Below are 19,545 nucleotides of genomic sequence, written 5' to 3' on the forward strand. Positions count from 1 at the left end.
CGCTAGAATTCACTGCACGAATGCAACTAACGGAATGAGAGCGATGGCATCCTCCCAACCCCCACGCGATCTGTTTGATCAGCAACGCGCCGACTGGCAACGCGATCCAGCCAGCGCCTTCGATGCCTGGCTGGCCTCGCAGGCGTTCCGCCAGTCGTCGGCCGACGTCTACCGCGTCCAGTGGGGCCGCTTTCTCGAATGGATCGCGCTCAAACACAAGACGATTCTCTCGGTCGACACCGGAACCATTGCTGAATTCGTCGCCGGACTCGACATAAAGCGGCCGCAACGCCTGCGCTATCTCAGGTTGATCGAGCGCGTCCTCGATCACGTCCGGCAGATCGAGCTCGCTTCGACCAACCCGGCACGCTTCATCGCCCAGGACGGCGAAGCCGCCTGGCGCAACGCGAGCGATAACGAACCCACCGGCTTTCTCGATGCGGCCGAACGCGCCGCGATTCTCACCCAGCTCTTTGCGCCGCTGGAAGAGCAATCGGCAGCGAAGCGCTGGCGCGAATATCGCGATCGCGCACTGGTCGCCGTGTTTCTCGGCGGCGGACTGAAAACGGGCGACGCGATTGCCCTGACGCTCGACGCCGTCAAGTCCGGCCAAGAGTGGCTCACGATTGAAGCCGACAATCCGATGTTTTCGCATTCCACGCGGCTCGCCCCTTTCGCCGTGGAGATCCTGGACGCCTGGCTCGAATCGCGGCGTGAAGCAGGATTGCCCGGACAACTCGTGTTTCCGGGCTCCCCCTCGGGACGGCCGATGCACAAGGCCACCATCCTGCGCGCGGTCGACGCGATCGTCGAGGCAGCAGGCATCGCTGAAACACGCGCGCAGCGCGCGAGTCCGCAGACGCTGCGCAACACGTTTGCGGCGGATCTCTTCGAACAGGGAATGAACGTCGAGCAGGTCGGGCAATGGCTCGGTTTCATGCAGCCGATTTCGGCTGGCCGGCTGCATCGCGCGTGGAAAATGTGGGCCGACCATGCGACGGCGGAAAGGGTGCACGGCCTTGAGTGACAAGGTTCGCGTCAACACAGACACCGCGGCGGCTCCCGTAAAAACTCACTTCCGATCGCCACTGCGGTTCCCGTAACCGCTCACCTCAAGCGACGCCGGGCGCTGCCTTTCCAGACATGAAACGGCTGACGGCTTCGAGCCGCGAGCCGCCCGCGCCGGACGTGTGCTCGCACTCGGGACACGAGAGTTCGTAGCGGCCATCGATCTGGGAAAGTTCTGGTTCGCCCTCCCGACACTTCGGACAGTGCGCAGGCAAGCTGACCTGTCCGTCGACGACGGTGCCCAGCTGGGCGAATTCTTCATCGCTGAGCCGTCCCGCGCTGGCGAGCGCGCACAGCACCTGGGCGACTGACGCATCGACTCCTTGCAGTCCGCGCAACGCGCTCACCTGGCGCGTGAGGACATCGACTTCATCGGAACGCTCGCGCAGCAGCGCGTCGAGACGATCCGCGCGTGCTTTGGCCGTCGCGAGCTGCTGGATGAAATCAAACTCCTTTTTGCTGGCATCGCGCTGGGCCGCCTGCCACGTCGAAGACATCGTGCGTAGCGAATCGAGTTCGACCAGCATCGGCTTGACCCGCCGTTCTGCTTCCGCGAGTGCATCCTTGATCTGCTGGGCGTAATGCTCGGTGCTCGTGCGCAGATCGGCATGAAGTGCGTCGATGCGATCGCGCAACCCTGCGTTGGTGGTCTGTTCGACGTCGAGTCGCTTCGTCAGGATTTCGTTTTCTGCTTCCAGACGCCGTGCGGTGGCCTGGAGGCTATCGTGGTGGACGGCCCCGTGCGCTGACGAGGCCGCAAGCTGACTTTCGAGTTCGCGAACCTTTGCCCAGGCCGTTTCGGTCCGGGCTTCACTGCGCTGAAGCATCTCATCGACCGCGGCACGCCGCGCGTCGGCATCCCGGACGGCTTGTTCAGCGTGATGTTTGCCGGTTTCGAGTTCGGTGCGCTCGGTTTCGAGCGCCTGATGCGCGAGTGTCTGCGCTTCCTGGAAGAGGGCACCGAGTAGTTCGCCGGCGCGCTCTTCGAGCACCGGCGGAATGGCGCCCACGCCGACGCGTACGCGTGAGGCCGTGCGGATCCGCTGCCAGAACACTTCAATATCTTTTGGAATGTCGCTTGCGCTGCCGGTTTGTGTCAGGTCACGAACCGTGGCCATGGACGGGCGAATGCCGAAATCGAAAAAGAGGCGCTTGCATGCATGGAGCGACAGCTCTTGTCGCCGTGCCCCGTCTCTTCGGAGCGCTTCCAGCTCGTCACGTAGATTCTGGCGATCTTCTTCTTGCATCATTGTTATCTCGTGATTGGGCCTCAACGCACAAATAATAACAAATTACGTATTGATCACTACAAACTAACAGGTGACCTCGTCCAGTGGCTGCAATTCGGCAAGTTTTGCTTCCTGGCACCACTTTCGTTTCTCACGAATAGGGCAGTATCGTGAAACAAAATGAGGTTTGTTTCATAAGTGATTGTAAATATGCGAGTTTTAGTTGTGGCTGAATTTTCGGATGGTGTTTCACGGCGGTTGCCCAGATTCGAGTTGTCGAATGAGCCCGTTTGTCGGGGATTTTGGAGGAGACGCGCGGGGTAGACGTGCTTGAGAGTAATAAAAGTAAACACCCTTGATACCTGTTAAAAACGTTAACGCCTTGGCAAACCCTTACCAGGCAAGGGTTTCAGCGTGCTCGGGTGAAGCTTTACGGGATGTCGGGTGAGGGACTGCGGGATGCGGCAGTGATGGGTTTCGGGGAGGCCGGTGAGCCGCTTCGGGAACGGACGTGAGCGGGTTCGGGAGCGGCGGATTTTCATCACTGGTGCAACGGTGAGAAATTACGGGAGCTGAAATCGCGGCGCCCCCTGTGCCACCACGCGGGTGTTCAGTGTTTCCTGAATTGCAACGGTGAGCGAATTCAGGAACGGGTGTCGGGGAGATTTTTGGGTCGAAAAAGGCGGCTTCGGAGGCCCAGGTGAGATGAATCGGGACAAATCCGCTTCCTGAGGTGAGATTTTTCAGGGGCTGGAGGCTTATTTGAGGCCTGGCGGGGCCTCCAGGAGGCTTTAGGTGAGTCTTTTCGGGAGCAACGCCGGCAGCCATGGTCCGGGATGCTGCTGCTGCGTCTGGGCACCGGCGGTGGATCGCCGCTGTATGGTGAGTCTTTTCGGGGGCTGTTTTGGCGCATTCGCCCTGTAGAGGTGAGTCTTTTCAGGAGAAAGTTGGTCTTCACTCACCTGAAAACGTCGACAGACAGGCCCTCGGAGAGCGTTAGCCGGAAACGCACTGTCTCATGAGGTGAGCCTTTTCGGGAGGTGTGACTGGAACACGCCGCGGCAGACAGATTGCCCGCTCCCGGCCAGATTCCGGCCGGAGGGTGAGCTTTTTCAGGATGATGCGGGCAGGAATGCGGGCTACGTCGATAGGTGGTTAAGTCTCTGAATTAATTTGTTTTTTCCAGCCGGCGTGGCTAATGGTGAGCTTTTCCGGGGGCTTGCGATCGGCGGCTTTCCGGTGCCTGTTGGGTGCCTGCTGGGTGCCTGAACGATGCCCGTGGGGTATCCAATCTCGGTAAGGGTGAGTATTTCCGGGATCCTGATTCGATGCTTTTCGCCGTTCAAACCGCCGCAAGCAGCATGAGAACGGCATCGGCCGCGCGCTATCGGTGAGGTTTTTCGGGAGATGCGTGAGCGTGTCGCGTGATGACCGCCGACAGGTGAGCGCCCTTTCGAGTCTTGCCGCTCCGATCCTGACGAGTCCAGTGATATGCGGGTGCGAAGCAATGACGGAGCATGCCGATTGAAAATGCCGGGTCCGATGCCACAATCAACGACCTTGCGCGGGCATCGCTGCTGTGTTTGATGCGCTTGCCATCGGATTTGCAGCCGACACAGCGCTCGTTCGCTGGCGTTTGGTTACCTTTATCCGGGCGCGTCAAGGGGGCGCGCCCGGATGGCATTGGGCGTGTTCATTCCGCATACGAAACCGGAAGGGGTCAAATTTTTTTGCGGTGAGACGATACGGGAGCCGGCTCGCGAGCTTGCCCAACTGCACGATCGGGGCCATGCGTGCGGATCGCACGGCACATAACGTTTGCGCGGAACCCGCTGTGCGGCGATGAGTGAGCCTTTTCGGGATCGCCTGGCGGTGAGTTGTGCGCGGCGCGTGCGCATCACCGGCAATGGTGAGAGCGACCCTATAGACGCCTATCACCACAGGCGGTATCCTTTCGCGAAAATCACTCCTCGACCCGACGCATGGCCACGAAGCGCGTGAAAAAAACCGATGTGGTAAGCCCCAGCTCGGCAGAATTGCGCAAGGCCGTCGAGGCGATTGCGATTCAGCCGAAGAGCGGCAAGATCACGCTGCTGACTCGCAAGCTGTTCAACGTACTGCTCGCGGTGGCCCAGCAGGCGGACGAGTCCGGCGATACCTATCGCGCACTGTTGTCCGACATCGTTGCCAATTCTGCGTTCGACTCCAACGATACCGCGCTCGTGAAGGAACACCTTCGCCGCATGGTGTCGGTGCAGGTCGAATGGAGCCAGGGAACGTCGAGTCAGAAGCCGGGCCGCAAGTGGGGCATTTCAACCCTGATTGCCGATGCCGAAATCCTCGAGGATCCTGCCACGCGACGCGTTTGGGTCGAGTTCTCGTTCGCGCCGAAAATCAAGAAAAAACTGCTGGATCCGGTCCAGTACGCGCGCCTCAGCCTGCAGTTTCAGAGCCAGCTGCGCAGCAGCGCAGGGCTCGCGCTCTACGAAATCTGCGTCCGTTACCTGACGAATCCGAGCCATCTCACGATGCGCGAAACGTGGGAATGGTGGCGGCCGATCCTGTCGGGCACGCCGGATACCGAGGCTGGCGACGAGGCCAAGCGCGAATACAAATATTTCAAGCGCGACTATCTTCGGCCCGCCATCGCCGAAGTCAATGCGGTCACGAATATCTTCGTCGAGTTGATCGAACACCGCGAAGGCCGCCGGGTTGCCGAGATCCAGTTTCGCGTCACCGAGCGCAAGCAGCCCATGCTGGCGCTCGATGAGCATCCGAACGTCTTCGACAGCACGCTCGTCGACCGCATGGTGAAGATCGGCATTCCATTGAAGGAAGCGCAGTCGCTCTACGCCGATAGTGAGGAAAACCGGATTCGCGCGGCACTCCAGCTCACGGAGCAGCGTATGCGCAGCACGAGTCTGCCGCCTGTTCGCAGTGCGGCGGCGCTGTTCAAGGACGCGCTCAAGAAGGGCTATGCACCGCCGCTGGATACGGCGATTTCAGGCCCGGCCAGCGCCGGCAAGGGTGCCGTACTGAGCGCGGACGACCCGAAGGCGCGGTTGCTCGACGAGTACACGGCGTATCGCCGCAAGGAAGCCCGTGCGCTATACGACGAGCAAGGTGATACGGAGCGGGATCTGGCGCGCCAGTCGTTCGAGAGCGACGAGTTGCCGGGCCTCGGCACGCATTTGCGCGATGACTGGCGGCGGCGCGGCCTCGAGTCGAAGCTGGGGGAAACCGCATTCTTCGACTGGCTGGCACGGAAAACCTGGGGTGAGCCGACCGACGGCGACCTGCTTGCATTTACGCTGAGCCAGTCGCGCGCGGCTTGAGCACCGACCTCGGTTTGCTCTGAATTTGCTTTGAGTGTGCTCTCAGTTGCTTATCGCCGGGCAATCCGGCGATGCGATCCCCGGCCTGTCGGGCTGGGGTCGTCTCTCAAATCATCCTGCCGTTATTTGGTCTGCAGAATCTGCTCGATTTGATGCAGGATTTCGTCGCGGCGCGCTTTCGACAATCCCTTGAGCCGCAGTTCGAGTCTGTCGTCCCCATATGATTTGAGATCGCCGACGGACACGCCTTCCAGCTTGATCTCGAGTCGCTGGGCGTAACGTTGACGGCCAGCCGGTTTGGGGCTTTCCGGTGCGCTCGATCTGCCCTTGACGATATCGGCGACCTGACGCGTGCTGAGATCGTCCGCGAGAATCCGGTTGATCAGGCGTAATGTGGCGTCGGTTCCGCGCGCCCCATGATAGCGGCCGACCTGATAGGCCATGTTCGAACCGAAGCGGTCGGTGCGAGCCACCATTTCATGCATGACCGATTCCGGTAGCTTCGCAATGGAAAGTGCGACCGCAACGGTCGACTCATCAAGCCCAAGGTGTTCAGCGAGTTCGCGCTGGCTCTGGAAGAATTTCTCTTCGATAAATCGCTTCCACACGATCGCGTTGTCGAAAACGGTCTGTGAATCTCGCTGGACGTTGAGATCGTAGCCGAGCTTGTAGCTTTGAATGCCAACGGGCAGATCGACGACGATCGCTTTGACCGTTTCCTTGTTTGCTTCCTTCAGTGCGCGTACGCGGCGTCCGCCGTCGCTGACGTAGTAGCTGCCGGGCGCTGCGTAGTCGGGAATGACGTGGATAGCTTGCTGCTGGCCTTGCTTGGCGAGATTGACGGCGAGTTCGGCAATCGACGACTTCAGGTAGAAATATCGTGGATTGAAGGGGCTCGGCTTGATCGCCTTCAATGGCAGTTCGATGATCTGTCCGGGGCGGTAGCCGTGCTCTGCCCTCCACGTACGATATTCGGACGATTCGTTTTCGACCGGATCGAGCACAGCATCGGCGGGAATTGCGGTTTCGGCCTGGAACTGGCTCGAGCGGCCCGCGTCGTCCTGGGGACGCGATTTTTCCTGGACGAGCCCATCGATCGCATTGAGGCGGTCGAGTGCCGTACGCTTTTCGCTGCTTGTCGAATCAGGCCGCGCCTGAAAGCCTTTGGCAAATTGTGAGGGTTTCATTCAGGGTCCTTTATGCGCATAAAGTCAGGGGAGCATCGCCGTGAGTTCGTCGGCGACGGCGCGTATCTCAAGAGCAGCCAGTCGCGCGCCGCGGTCGCTCATTTGCAGAACCGTTTGGCCGAGCGCCATCGCTTGCTTATACGCCTCACGGGTCGGAATTTGCGTCTTGAGCAACGGAAAGCCGAGCTCCTCGAGCGCTCGCTTGAGCTCGCGCGTGAGCATGCGCTTTTCTTCCGTCTTGTTGAGCAGGAATACGGCACGCAGATCCTCGTTCATGACCTGCGCTTGCTGAATCAATTTGACCAACCCGACGCTCGACCAGTAGTCGGCGGGTGACGACGACGTGGGAACAACGGCAATCGATGCAGCGAGGAGCACGACGCCCGACACCTTTTCCGTGATGGACGGTGGGCAGTCGACCACGATGACGTCGTAATCTCCGATGAATTTCTTGATCTCGCGGTGGATCTGACCTCCGGCCTCGGAGAGATTCACGACAGGAAACGGGATACCAGCTTCGTCATCACCCGAAGCACTGGCCCAATGAATTAGCGTGTTCTGGCCGTCGGCATCGACGACGAGGACTCGCTTCCCCTTCTCATGGAATGCGGCACCGAGATGCATCGCGATCGTGCTCTTGCCGACCCCGCCCTTTTGTTGCGTGACTGCGATTATCTCTGCCGCCAATTGGTTTTCTCCCGTTTCGCAAATTGCTAGTGATTTTACCGGGAATAAATTTCAATTCAACGATTATTGTCGCATTCAGATGGCGGATTAGCTGTTTGGCTAAGGTTTATGCGCATAACGGCGCGTCGCGGGATCGGGTCTGCGCGATCAGAGTCGATATCGGTGTTGACTGGCCGTGTGAACCGGTTGCGGCTCGTAATGGACACTGGCTGGTGTCGGCGGTTGCTTTATGCGCATAAAGTACGGTGGGCCGATCGTCAGGTGCAATGCCACACGTCTCTCACACGAGCGGAATCCATCGATAGATGGATTCACGTACTAACGCATCGCTCCGGCCTGGAGGACAGGTGCTCCAGCAGCATCCCGGGGACCCCGGTAAAATCCTGCCGACCGGTTGGCCACGCGTGATGTGCCTGCCGTCCACTTGCCCTGTCTTTGCACACCCATGATTACGATCTATCACAACCCCCGCTGCTCCAAATCCCGCTCTGCCTGCGAGCTTGTCACTCAGACCTGCAATGCCACGAATGAACCGGTCGAGGTGATTGACTATCAGAAGACGCCGCTAACCGTCGACCAGTTGAAGGCACTGCACGCCATGCTTGGATGCTCGTTGCGCGAGATGATCCGCACTGGCGAAACCGAATACAAGGAGCTGGGTCTCGACGCGGCCGATATCGCTGATGATCAGCTCTACCAAGCAATTGTCAGTCACCCGATTCTGCTCCAGCGGCCCATCGTGGTGCGAAACGGCCGGGCTGTGATTGGCCGTCCGCCTGAGAACGTCGAGGCGCTTTTCGGCTGAGCGCGTCGTCGCTCGGCGCACTCAATACCATCGGCAGCGCGCCGCGGAGATATTGCTTCACACTCGTGTGCAGCTTCATCGTCGCATCGACTGTCAACGTATTCGTCGACCTGCCTGGCACAGGTCGACTCTCTCGTTAGTCATTGCGCCATTAATGATCATTTTGTGTCACTGGCTGGTGCTTATTCGATTGGCTCACTGCGAACGGGCGCGCGCCCATATGCATGACGCTTAGAACGTGAGCAGTGGAAATTCACCAGTCCAATCCCACGCAAGGCCCGTTGGTATCGGGCCTTCGCGTAATTTGTCCACAAGGTTATCCAGAAAAATTGTGGATAAAACACATGCTCTTCGACTTATCCACAATCGATTCTGCTTGCATTGGATCGGCCGCCAATGCGGCTCCCACGAAGAGGTGTGGCAGCGCGCACAAGCGTGCTGCCACGGCTGGGCGCTCAGTGCAGCGTCCGGTGATGTGAAGGCGTGTCGTCCTCGTATTCGAGGAATTCGTCGGGGATCTGCGGCGCAGTGCCCTGGCCGGGCCGCGTTGCTTCGGGTGCGCCAGGCACGTCCACATGGTGCCCCATCGCGGCACCCGCACCCGGTGCGTTCGCCGAGGTCGGCACCGTAGCTTCGGCCTCGTTGCCGCGATGATGTAAATCCGCAGAGGCCTCCGTATCCGCTCGCGGCGTATGCGAACGTACGGCGCTAACGCGCCGCCGTACTGTATCGGCGAGCTGCGCGAGCCCCAGTTCCTCGAGCGCGGAATGCTCGCGCGCGCCGGGCGTGCCTGGATCTGGCCAGGCCCAGCCCAATCCGTGGGTTGAGACGTCTTGCGCGTGCTCTTCGCGTAGCGTGTCGCGGGCGAGCAGCGCGTGGACTTCGTCGACGACATGCACGCCGACAAGCACGGTCTCCTCGGGCGCCTGCTGCTGTGTCGGGTCCACATCGTGTGCGCCGCCTGCACGCGGGTCGTGTGCGAAGAAGCCGCCGATGAGGCGTTCGATTCCCGCAAGCACGCCTTCGCTGTGCGCGGGCACTTCGATATCGCTTGCCTCGAAGCCCTTCATCATCAGCATGTCCTGCGCGTGCAGCGCATCATTCCAGGTCTTGAAGCGACCGGTCACGGTCTGTTTCATGGCGCCCTCCTCGACGGAATGCATCGTCATGCAGCACATGATGCGCCGAATGCGCCCAATACGCATCGTGCGCCGACTGGCGGCGCAAACGCACGTACCGTACGAGGATTAGCACCGCCGATTCACGCCGCCGGTTCAAGCCGCCGATTCAAGCCGCAATCCACTCCTCGCTTCACCCTCCCAGCGTCGCATCGCGCGCCCGCGCGGACCGATCGCGCTGAATCTGTTCGAGCATTTTTTCGAGCAGACCGATATCGAACGGCTTCGACAGCACCCGCACGTCGACATGGCGCGCACGCTCCAGCTCCTCCGCGTAGCCGGTCACGAGGATGACCGGCAGCGTCGGCTCGATGGCCTGCACCGCTTCCGCGAGGTCGATGCCGTTCATCTCGCCCGGCATGTGAATGTCGGAGATGACAAGGTCGAAGCGCGGCGCGGATTCGCCGTCCGCATGCCCGGCCGCGTATCCCGCCTCGACCAGCGGCAAGGCGCTCGTCGCATCGTTGGCGCAGGTGACCTGGTGCCCCATCATCTGCAGCAGCGCTTCGGTGCCCGCCGCGACTTCGTCGTTGTCCTCCACGAGCAGCACGCGCAGACCTTCTCGCGGCTTCGCGTCTTCCTTCGGCGGCGCGGGCGGGCGCTGGGCGGCGGGCGCGTACAGTGCGCGCGGCAGGTACAGGTGCACCGACGTGCCCGCGCCGATTGCGCTGTCGATGGCCGCGAGACCGCCCGAGCGCTCGCAGAACGCGAACACATGTGGCAGGCCGAGTCCGGTGCCCGTGCCCTTCGGCTTGGTCGTATAGAGCGGCTCGAAGGCGCGCGCGAGCACGTCGGGCGGCATGCCGACGCCGGTATCTTCGAGCGAGACCTGCACGAAGTCGCCGTCGAGCGGGAATCCTTCGCCCGGCCTGAAGCTGATGTTGCGGGCGCGAACCGTGAAGCGCCCGCCGTTGGGCATGGCGTCGCGCGCGTTGACGGCGAGGTTGATGAGCGCAAGCTCGAATTCGGCGACGTCGACCAGCACGGGCCAGACGTCGTCGGCGACGTCGATCACGAGCGAGACTTTCGCGCCGAGCGACGCACCCAGCAGCTCGCGGCACGCCGGCAGCCAGCGGCCGACGTGAATGGTCTCGGTGTGCAGCGGCTGCTTGCGCGCGACGCCGAGCAGCTGGCGCGTGAGCGACTGTCCGCTCTTGAGCGCGCGCTCGACGGCCGAGAGTTCGCGCTCGAGGCCCACAGCGCCGCGGCGCCGCGCAATCTGCACATTCGCCGAGACGATCATCAGCAGATTGTTGAAGTCGTGCGCGACGCTGCCGACGAGGTTCCCGAGCGCTTCCATCTTGCGCGACTGCCGGTAGGCCGATTCGATCGAGCGGCGCATCGCGGCTTCGGCCTGCCAGCGCTCCCAGGCTTCCTCCTCGGCGGCGAGGCGGCGCAGCGAGAGCCAGATCACGCACCAGAGCGCGATGGACGGCGTGAACATCGAGATGACCAGCACGCTCAGATGCCGCCACCAGGCCGCCCAGATCGCCGCCGTGCGATAGCCGCACGACACATAGACCGGATACGAGCCGACGCGCCGGTACGCAACGATCAAGTCGCCGCCGACCACCTGCGAGCGCGTGCGCACAACGCCGGATTCTGCGCCGCGCGCGAGCGCCGCGTCGAACGGCGTGTGCCGCGTAATATCGGTCGCGCCGGTGCGTGGCGGCGGATAGAGCGCGAGGATCGCGCCGTCGCTGCGCACGAGCCCCATGTTCATCGGCGAGCCCGCGCCCAGCAGGTCGCGGTAGAACGCGCTGAAATACCCGGGCCGAAGCGCGATCGAAACGAGGCCCGCGAACGCACCGGCGTCGTCGCGGCGCTCGATGCCGGTATCGAACACGGTTTCGCGGCTGACCGGGCTGACCATCACGCGCGAGACGCGATCAATCGCGTGATCGTCGCGAATGCCGGTGAAGTCTTCGCGCGTCGCAATCGAAATGGGCGGCGGCGGCGAGTACCGGCTGCTCGCAAGCAGGTCGCCGTCGCGTCCAAAAATAGATACCGACGCCACTTGTGGATAACCGCCGCCGATCGTGTCGAGTTTTGCGTGGATCTGCGCCTCGTTCGCCCGGATGCCGTCGTCGTCCTCGCCGTGCACGAGCTCGACGATGCGGGCTTCGAGCGCCTCGTTCATGTCGAAGACCTTCAGCGCGTGCTCCTGGGCGACGCGCAGCGTGCGCAGCGCCGCGTCGGTCGCGTCGGCTTCGCGCGTGCGAAGGTCGTTGTAAGCCATGGCGGCGACGTAGATGCACGGCAGCACGATCGCCGCGATCAGGAGCGCGATCAGCGTGCGGCGGCGTACCGTGAAGTCGTGACCGGGCGCCGCCGGAAACGGCGCATGGTCATTGCGGGGCGGCGGGGAGATGTGATCGTCTGGCCGTGCAGGCCGGTCTGGAATCATCGTCGGTCGGGCGGAATCGGGCAGCAGAAGCTTCCGACATCATAAACGAGCGCGCCAGCGCTCCGGTGCCATGACAGAAAGGCCGGTTTTTATGCGCCATCGCTTACAGGCATCCCACAAGGTGAATTTTCCTCTATGCACCAAATTCGCGAAAATCCACGGAGCGCAAACGTACACAAAAGGAAAAATTTCGGTATTCAATGAGGGGCTGATCGAATATTTTCAGAAAATTGGCAAATTGGAGTTAATCCTCTTCGTTTCACCATTATCGGTGAGTTGCATTTCATTTCGAATGCTTCGAGAATCCCCGGCACGCCAAGTTAATAACGCGCAATAAATTGAGGCGTCTTTCACGGCGATGTTTCATGCCGGAGCCAGGACGGGGTGGCTTTTCTCATGTGGGGCAGGATGGGCACGGTTCGGGGTTGCGCCACGCGGAAGCGTGTTCGCGACGCGCCCGCACACGCCTGTTCGCTGCGTGTGCCGAGCCGGCAGTCCGGGTGACCGGCGCCGGGCCTAAAGAAACTGCGCGCGCGGCCGTTAAACCATCACAACGCAGTCCGTCCCACGCACACTCACAAAGCATATCCATGTCCCTGCCCATCGTGATTGCCGACGATTCGCTGCTTGCCCGAAAGGTGCTCACGAAGGCGCTGCCAGGCGACTGGGACGTCGAGATTTCGTATGCGTCGAACGGGCATCAGGCACTGGATCTCTACCGCGCGGGCCGCGCGGCGGTCATGTTTCTCGACCTCACGATGCCCGACATGACGGGCTTCCAGGTGCTTGAAACCTTGCAGCACGAGGACCTCAATTCGTTCGTGATCGTCGTTTCCGCGGATGTCCAGCCGCTTGCCCAGGCGCGCGTGCGCGACCTCGGCGCAGTGGCGTTCGTCGCGAAACCGGTGACCCAGGAGGCGCTGCTACCCATCCTGAAGGAGTACGGGTTGTATGCCTGATCGAATCCTTACGGAATTGCAGCGCGACGCGCTACAGGAAATCGCCAATCTCGGCATGGGGCAGGCGGCGACTCGCCTCTCGGCGTTGCTCGACGAGTTCATCGAACTGTCGGTGCCGCGCGTTCGCGTGGTCGAGGTGCGCGAGGCCGCGCTGGCCCTGCACGAGATGACGGGCATCGACGGCCCGGTGGTCGCCGTGCGCCAGGGTTTTCGCTCGGAGATCAAGGGCGAGGCGCTCGTCATCTGCCGCAGCGACGAGATCGGCGCGCTGTACACGTTGAACGGCGGCGCCTACGCCGCGACGGACCGCGAATCGCCGATGAACACAGAGCTGATCTTCGACGTCGCGAACGCGCTCACGGGCGCGTGCGTGTCGGCGATGCTCGACCAGCTCGGGCGGCTGCCCGTGTTCACCCAGCCGGGGCTGCTCGGCGAGCACGTCATGCTCGACGAAGTGTTCCAGCCGGGCCTGCTCGCCTGGGATTTCGCCTTGCTCGTCGAGGTGAACTTCGCGTCGAAAGACCAGCGTTTTCGCGCCCATCTGGTCATGTTGATGGCCGAAGACTCGATCCAGCATGTGAGCCAGGCAATCGACGCCTTGCTGCATAGTCTATGAACGCGAGCGTCGACCAGTTGTCGCTGTCCGACCTCGTCGTCGAGCGGGTCGGCTTCGGCATTTTCGTGCTGGACCGGGACATGCACGTCCAGATGTGGAACCGCTTCATGCAGGACCACAGCGGGATCGCGGCCGTTGCCGCGATCGGCCGCCCGATTTTCGACCTGTTCCCGGATCTGCCGCGCCGATGGCTCACGCACAAGGTCAATAGCGTGTTCCAGCTCGGCAGTTTCGCGTTCAGCTCGTGGGAACAGCGGCCGTGGCTGTTCCGCTTCGACCACGACCGCCCGATCACGGGCGGCGTCGACTACATGCAGCAGGATTGCACCTTCATGCCGCTCATGCGCGGGCGCGAGGTGATCGCCGTCTGCGTGACGATCACGGACGTCACGCACGTGAGCATCATGCAGCGCGAACGCGAAGAGGCGGTCGAGAAACTGCGCGAATACGCCGACCGCGACGGCCTGACCGGCATTGCGAACCGGCGCTGTTTCGAAACCCAGCTCGCCGACGAATTCGCCCGCTGGCAGCGCAGCGGCGGCGATCTCTCGGTGCTGCTGTTCGATCTCGACCATTTCAAGCGCACCAACGACCAGTTCGGCCACGTGGCCGGCGATGCGGTGTTGCGCGTGATGTCGCAGCGCGTCTCGAACGTCGTGCGCAAGCAGGACGTGTTCGGCCGCTTCGGCGGCGAGGAATTCGCACTGATCCTGCCGTTCACGCCGCTCGCCGACGCACTCTGCGTGGCGGAGAAAATCCGTCTGGCGATCGGCGAGAAGCCTGTCGAGGTGCTCGGCGTGGCCGTGCCCGTGACGGCGAGCATTGGCGTCGCCGCCGCACGCCCCGGCGCGTCCGGCTACGAGGCCATGATCAACGACGCCGATGCGGCCCTGTATCGCGCCAAACGCGAGGGGCGCAACCGCTCGGTTGCCGTTTCCTGAGCGCGCCGGCGCGGCCCGCCGCGCGATTGCGGCGTGCATAGACTGCGGTGGCAGGCAAAGGTTGCTATACTTTTGCCCGTTTCCGGCTGCCGACACCATCCGTGGACCCTCCGCGAGGACGATCCACGGATAGTGTCGGCGTGCCGGTTGCCTCGCGCGTATTCCGCGCGCGCGGGCGACCCGCTTCATGCGGGCCCGAATATCTGAAAGAGCCCCCTGTGCGGGCGCCCCCACAGCGGAGATCGTCTTGGCCGTTTCCAACCTTGTCGTGGACGATACACAACAAATCGACGCCGCTGCCGCTTCGTCGGGCAGCTCGTTTTATCTGGCGATGCGTATCCTGCCAGTGGCGCAGCGCGACGCCATGTACCAGGTCTACGCGTTTTGCCGCGCGGTGGACGACATCGCGGACAGCGCGCTGCCGCGCGCAGAGCGCTCGGCGGGGCTCGACCGCTGGCGCGCCGACATCGACGCGTGCTACGCAGGCACGCCGCCCGCCGCGCTCGCGGCGCTGACGCGCCACATCCATACGTTTGCCCTGCAACGCGAAGATTTCCACGCGATGATCGACGGCATGGCGATGGACGCTGCCGAAGACATTTGCGCGCCCAACGAAGCCACGCTCGACCTCTACTGCGACCGCGTGGCGAGCGCGGCCGGCCGTCTATCGGTGAGGATCTTCGGGATGGCCGAGGAGCCGGGCCGCGAGCTGTCGCATCATCTCGGGCGCGCGCTGCAGCTTACGAACATCCTGCGCGACATCGACGAGGATGCGGACATCAACCGCAGCTACCTGCCGCTCGAATTGCTCGCGCGCGAGGGCATCGCGGCGACGAGCCCGCACCAGATCGCCGCCGATCCGTCGCTGCCGCGCGTGTGCGCGACGCTCGCCGAGCGCGCGCAGCAGCATTTCGCCCAAGCCGATGCGATCATGGATGCCGTGCCGCGCGCGCAGGTGAAGGCGCCGCGCATCATGTCTGGCGTGTATCGCGTGCTGCTCGATCGAACGCTCGATCGCGGCTTCGATCTGCCACGCACGAAAGTCACCAAACCCAAAGCGCGCCTGATGTGGATCGTCATGCGCTACGCGCTGTTCTGATGCCACGGCTCGTCCACGTCATCGGCGCCGGGCTCGCAGGCCTCGCGGCGGCGGTCGGGCTTCAGCGGCGCGGGGTGCAGGTCGCGCTCTACGAGGCGGCCGGGCAGGCAGGCGGGCGCTGCCGCTCGTTTTACGATAGCACGCTCGGCGCGACGCTCGACTGCGGCAATCATCTGGTGCTGGCGGGGCATGCGCAGACACTCGAATATGCGCGCACGATCGGCGCGGCCGAGGCGCTGGCCGGTCCGGCCGATCCGGGCTTCGCGTTCATGGATCTCGCGTCGCGCGCGCGCTGGGCCGTGCGGTTTTCGCGCGGGCGCGTGCCGTTCTGGATCGGCGATGCGAACGCACGCGTGCCGGGCACGAAGACCGCGGACTATCTCGGCCTGCTGCCGCTTTTGTTCGCGAAGCCGGGCCGCACGCTCGCGCAGACCATGCGCTGCGACGGTACGTTGTGGGACCGGCTGCTGCGCCCGTTCTTTCTGGCGGGGCTCAACGTCGAGCCGCGCGCGGCGAGCGCCGAACTCGCGGCGAACCTGCTGCGCGAGGCGCTCACGGCCGGTGGCGACGCGTTTCGCCCGCTCGTTGCCAGGAGCGGTTTGTCGAGCGCCTTCGTCGATCCGGCGCTGCGCATGCTGCAACACGGCGGCGCGGCGATCCGGCTCGGTTCGCCGCTCCTCGAGATCACGTACGACGACGCGGCGCGCCGCGTCGTCGCACTCGATTTCGCCACGGGCCGTGTCGCGATCGGCCCCGATGAATCCGTCGTGCTGGCCGTGACGTCGAAGACCGCCGCTGCACTCGTGCCAGCGATCCAGACGCCGCAGCGCTTCACGGCGATGGCCACCGTGCACTTCGCCGTCGAGCCGCCGCACGGGCTCGCGTCGCCGATGGCGTTCGTGAACGGCGCGGCCAGCTGGCTGGTCGCGGCGCAGGGGCGCCTTTCGGCGACGATCCACGACGCGCATGCCGTGCTCGACCTGCCCGCCGAGACGCTCGCGCTCAAGGTCTGGGAGGACGTGGCCGCGGCGGCGTCGCTGCCGGCCGGCCGCCTGCCGCCGTGGCAGGTCGTGGCGGCGCCGCACGCGACGTTCGCGGCGGTGCCCGATGAAGAACTGCGCCGTCCGGGGACGCGCACACGCTGGAACAACCTGATGCTCGCAGGCGACTGGACGGCTACCGGTCTGCCCGCGACGATTGAAGGCGCGATTCGCTCCGGCCGCAAGGCGGCGGAGCTGTTGCTTACCGAGAACATGGAATGCAGATGAACGATTTATCCCACGCCATGCCGGCCGGGGACCTCGCGGGCGGCTTCGCCACCGCCGTTGCCGACCCGCTGGATGCCAGCGTTGCGCGCGCAACCGACGCGATCCTCGCCGTGCAGAAGGACGACGGCCACTGGGTCTACGAACTCGAAGCCGACGTCACGATTCCCGCCGAATACGTGCTGCTCGTCCATTACCTCGGCGAGACGCCGAATCGCGAGCTCGAACAGAAGATCGCGCGCTACCTGCGCCGCATGCAGCTGCCCCAGGGCGGCTGGCCGCTCTTCACCGATGGCGCGATGGACGTGAGCGCGAGCGTGAAGGCGTATTTCGCACTGAAGACGATCGGCGACGCGGAAGACGCCGAGCACATGGTGCGCGCCCGCGAGGCGATTCTCGCGGCGGGCGGCGCGGAAGCCGTCAACGTGTTCACGCGCGTGATGCTCGCGCTCTTCGGCGTGGTGAGCTGGTACGCAGTGCCCATCATGCCGGTCGAAATCATGCTGCTGCCGGAGTGGTTCCCGTTCCACCTCTCGAAGGTGTCGTACTGGGCGCGCACGGTGATCGTGCCGCTGCTCGTGCTGAACGCGAAGCGCCCGCTGGCGAAGAATCCGCTCAACGTGCGCATCGACGAACTGTTCCATCGCGCGCCGGTGACCACGGGGCTGAACAAGCGCGCGCCGCACCAGAGCAAGGGCTGGTTCAGCTTCTTTCGCGCCGTGGACGGCGCGCTGCGCGTGGCCGATCCGCTCGTGCCGAACTACCTGCGCCAGCGCTCGATCGACGCGGCCGTGGCCTTCGTCGATGAGCGCCTGAACGGCGACGACGGGCTCGGCGCGATCTTCCCGGCCATGGCCAACGCCGTGATGATGTACGACGTGCTCGGCTATCCGCCCGAGCATCCGCACCGCGCCATCGCGCGCCAGTCGCTCGAAAAGCTGCTTGTGATCCACGAAGACGAGGCGTATTGCCAGCCGTGTCTCTCGCCGGTCTGGGACACGTCGCTTGCTGCGCATGCGCTGCTCGAAACGGGTGATGCGCGTGCCGAAGCCGCGGCGCGCCGCGGCCTCGAATGGCTGCGCCCGCTGCAGATTCTCGATGTGCGCGGCGACTGGATCTCGCGCCGCCCCGAGGTGCGTCCGGGCGGCTGGGCGTTCCAGTACGCGAATCCGCACTACCCGGACGTGGACGATACGGCGGTCGTCGTGATGGCGATGCACCGCGTCGATCTGCTCGACAAGACGAACGCGTACGACGAGCCGATCGCGCGCGCGCGCGAATGGGTGGTCGGCATGCAGAGCAGCAACGGCGGCTGGGGCGCGTTCGAACCCGAGAACACGCAGTACTACCTGAACAACATTCCGTTCTCGGATCATGGCGCACTGCTCGATCCGCCGACCGTCGACGTGTCGGGCCGCTGCCTGTCCATGCTCGCGCAGCTCGGCGAGCTGCCGGCGACGAGCGAGCCGTCACGTCGCGCGTACAACTACATCCTCGAGGATCAGGAACCCGACGGCAGCTGGTACGGCCGCTGGGGCATGAACTACATCTACGGCACGTGGACCGCGCTGTGCGCGCTGAACGCCGCAGGCATTTCGCACGACGAGCCGCGCATGAAGCGCTCGGTGGAGTGGCTCGCGAAGATCCAGAACGACGACGGCGGCTGGGGCGAGGACGGCGCGAGCTACAAGCTCGAATACCGCGGTTACGAGCGCGCGCAAAGCACGGCGTCGCAGACGGCCTGGGCGCTGCTCGGGCTCATGGCGGCGGGTGCGGTGAATCATCCTGCGGTCGCGCGCGGCATCGAATGGCTGCAAAAGACGCAGTGCGGGGACGGCTTGTGGGATGAGACGCGCTTCACGGCGACGGGCTTTCCGCGCGTCTTCTATCTGCGCTACCACGGCTATCGCAAGTTCTTCCCGCTGTGGGCGCTCGCGCGTTACCGCAACCTCAAGCGGTCCGGCGAGACACGCGTGACGGTCGGGATGTGACGGTGAGCGCGACTGCATCGACGCGCGCAGCCCATGGCGGCGCGCGGCCCGTGGTCGTCGTCGCGGGCATGGCCTTCGAGGCGCGCGTCGCGCAAGGCGACGGGCGCGACAACGTCACGGCGGTGTATGCGGCGCGCGCCGACCTGCTCGACCGCGCGCTCACGGCCGCGCTCGATCGCGGCGCGTCGGGCGTGATCAGTTTCGGCACGGCGGGCGGACTCGCGCCCGACCTGGAGCCGGGCACGCTGGTCATCGCCGATGTCGTGGACGGCCCGTTTGGCCGCATCGATACCGATGCCGCGTGGTCGGCGCGGCTCGCCGAGGCGCTGCTGGCATCCCCGCTCGCGGTGCGGATGCGGCGCGGCGTCGAGGCGGCGGTCGCAGCGCCGCTCACCGGCGCGGCGGACAAGGCCGCGCTGCATGCCGCGACGGGCGGTGCGCTCGCTGTCGATATGGAATCGCACATGGCGGCGGCCGCCGCCGCCGCGCGCGGCCTGCCGTTCGCGGTGTGCCGCGCGATCGTCGATCCGGCCTGGCGCAGCTTGCCCAAAGCCGCGATGGCTGGTCTGCGCGACGACGGCACCACGGCGATCTGGCCGGTTCTGCGCGAACTCGCGCGCGAGCCCTCGCAACTGGGCGGCCTGCTGCGCATCGCCGCCGACGCCCGCGCGGCGCGTCAGTCGCTCGCCGCCGCGCGGCAAGCGCTGGTGGCATCCGGCGCGTTTTTCCCCCAATGACCTGTCCGCACTATTGAAATACCCAGGGGAAACCCTTATCT

The 19,545-nt window shown here is 64.0% G+C and carries 14 protein-coding genes and 2 pseudogenes; 10 read left to right on the forward strand and 6 right to left on the reverse strand.

The window, feature by feature from the left end:
- The first annotated feature begins 43 nt into the window (after positions 1-43).
- The gene (locus ACFPTO_RS19280) at positions 44-1,027 is read left to right on the forward strand and encodes a tyrosine-type recombinase/integrase (RefSeq protein WP_377713797.1); all 984 of its coding nucleotides are present in this window, start codon (positions 44-46) and stop codon (positions 1,025-1,027) included.
- Between the two features lie 85 nt (positions 1,028-1,112).
- Here the strand turns inward: ACFPTO_RS19280 and ACFPTO_RS19285 are convergent, their stop codons facing one another.
- Positions 1,113-2,318, reverse strand: a complete 1,206-nt coding sequence (locus tag ACFPTO_RS19285; RefSeq protein ID WP_377713799.1) for a DNA-binding protein — start codon at positions 2,316-2,318, stop codon at positions 1,113-1,115.
- A gap of 1,961 nt (positions 2,319-4,279) precedes the next feature.
- On the opposite strand from ACFPTO_RS19285, the gene ACFPTO_RS19290 reads away from it, so the two are divergent.
- Entirely contained in the window at positions 4,280-5,632 is a 1,353-nt protein-coding gene (locus tag ACFPTO_RS19290; protein WP_377713801.1) for a replication initiation protein, read from the forward strand.
- A gap of 122 nt (positions 5,633-5,754) precedes the next feature.
- On the opposite strand, the pseudogene ACFPTO_RS19295 reads toward ACFPTO_RS19290, so the two are convergent.
- From ACFPTO_RS19295 to parA, 3 genes and pseudogenes are all read right to left on the reverse strand, one after another.
- Positions 5,755-6,618, reverse strand: a pseudogene (locus tag ACFPTO_RS19295) (ParB/RepB/Spo0J family partition protein); the annotation flags it as partial.
- A gap of 89 nt (positions 6,619-6,707) precedes the next feature.
- Positions 6,708-6,819: pseudogene (locus tag ACFPTO_RS19300) on the reverse strand (ParB/RepB/Spo0J family partition protein); the annotation flags it as partial.
- A 24-nt stretch (positions 6,820-6,843) separates the two neighbouring features.
- Positions 6,844-7,506 carry a ParA family partition ATPase gene (gene parA, locus ACFPTO_RS19305; RefSeq protein WP_377713803.1) on the reverse strand — a complete coding sequence of 221 codons (663 nt, stop codon included), beginning with the start codon at positions 7,504-7,506 and terminating at the stop codon, positions 6,844-6,846.
- A 445-nt stretch (positions 7,507-7,951) separates the two neighbouring features.
- Between parA and arsC the strand changes: the two genes are divergently transcribed.
- Complete coding sequence (arsC, locus tag ACFPTO_RS19310) at positions 7,952-8,311, forward strand: arsenate reductase (glutaredoxin) (RefSeq protein ID WP_377713805.1); 360 nt, start codon at positions 7,952-7,954, stop codon at positions 8,309-8,311.
- 455 nt (positions 8,312-8,766) lie between these two features.
- Here arsC and ACFPTO_RS19315 read toward each other — a convergent pair whose 3' ends face one another.
- Together ACFPTO_RS19315 and ACFPTO_RS19320 are read right to left on the reverse strand one after the other, a co-directional pair.
- Entirely contained in the window at positions 8,767-9,450 is a 684-nt protein-coding gene (locus ACFPTO_RS19315) for a hypothetical protein (RefSeq protein WP_377713807.1), read from the reverse strand.
- Between the two features lie 172 nt (positions 9,451-9,622).
- The gene (locus tag ACFPTO_RS19320) at positions 9,623-11,896 is read right to left on the reverse strand and encodes a hybrid sensor histidine kinase/response regulator (RefSeq protein WP_377713809.1); all 2,274 of its coding nucleotides are present in this window, start codon (positions 11,894-11,896) and stop codon (positions 9,623-9,625) included.
- Between the two features lie 590 nt (positions 11,897-12,486).
- Between ACFPTO_RS19320 and ACFPTO_RS19325 the strand changes: the two genes are divergently transcribed.
- From ACFPTO_RS19325 to ACFPTO_RS19355, 7 genes are all read left to right on the forward strand, one after another.
- Entirely contained in the window at positions 12,487-12,855 is a 369-nt protein-coding gene (locus tag ACFPTO_RS19325) for a response regulator (protein ID WP_293034417.1), read from the forward strand.
- Positions 12,848-13,471, forward strand: a complete 624-nt coding sequence (locus ACFPTO_RS19330; RefSeq protein WP_377713812.1) for a chemotaxis protein CheC — start codon at positions 12,848-12,850, stop codon at positions 13,469-13,471. The genes ACFPTO_RS19325 and ACFPTO_RS19330 overlap by 8 nt, the downstream gene beginning before the upstream one ends.
- Positions 13,468-14,412 (forward strand): sensor domain-containing diguanylate cyclase, encoded by a 945-nt coding sequence (locus ACFPTO_RS19335; protein WP_377713814.1) that lies wholly within the window; start codon positions 13,468-13,470, stop codon positions 14,410-14,412. Before ACFPTO_RS19330 ends, ACFPTO_RS19335 begins: the two co-directional genes overlap by 4 nt.
- A 247-nt stretch (positions 14,413-14,659) precedes the next feature.
- Positions 14,660-15,511 (forward strand): presqualene diphosphate synthase HpnD, encoded by an 852-nt coding sequence (gene hpnD, locus ACFPTO_RS19340; RefSeq protein WP_377713816.1) that lies wholly within the window; start codon positions 14,660-14,662, stop codon positions 15,509-15,511.
- On the forward strand, positions 15,511-16,779 hold the full coding sequence (gene hpnE / locus ACFPTO_RS19345) for a hydroxysqualene dehydroxylase HpnE (RefSeq protein WP_377713818.1): 1,269 nt from the start codon (positions 15,511-15,513) through the stop codon (positions 16,777-16,779). Before hpnD ends, hpnE begins: the two co-directional genes overlap by 1 nt.
- Positions 16,776-18,767, forward strand: a complete 1,992-nt coding sequence (shc, locus tag ACFPTO_RS19350; protein ID WP_377713820.1) for a squalene--hopene cyclase — start codon at positions 16,776-16,778, stop codon at positions 18,765-18,767. Before hpnE ends, shc begins: the two co-directional genes overlap by 4 nt.
- Positions 18,764-19,504 (forward strand): phosphorylase, encoded by a 741-nt coding sequence (locus tag ACFPTO_RS19355; RefSeq protein ID WP_377713822.1) that lies wholly within the window; start codon positions 18,764-18,766, stop codon positions 19,502-19,504. Before shc ends, ACFPTO_RS19355 begins: the two co-directional genes overlap by 4 nt.
- Positions 19,505-19,545 lie beyond the last annotated feature (41 nt).

The sequence above is a fragment of the Paraburkholderia denitrificans genome, assembly GCF_042655705.1.
In the GTDB taxonomy this organism is placed as follows: Bacteria; Pseudomonadota; Gammaproteobacteria; order Burkholderiales; family Burkholderiaceae; genus Paraburkholderia; species Paraburkholderia denitrificans.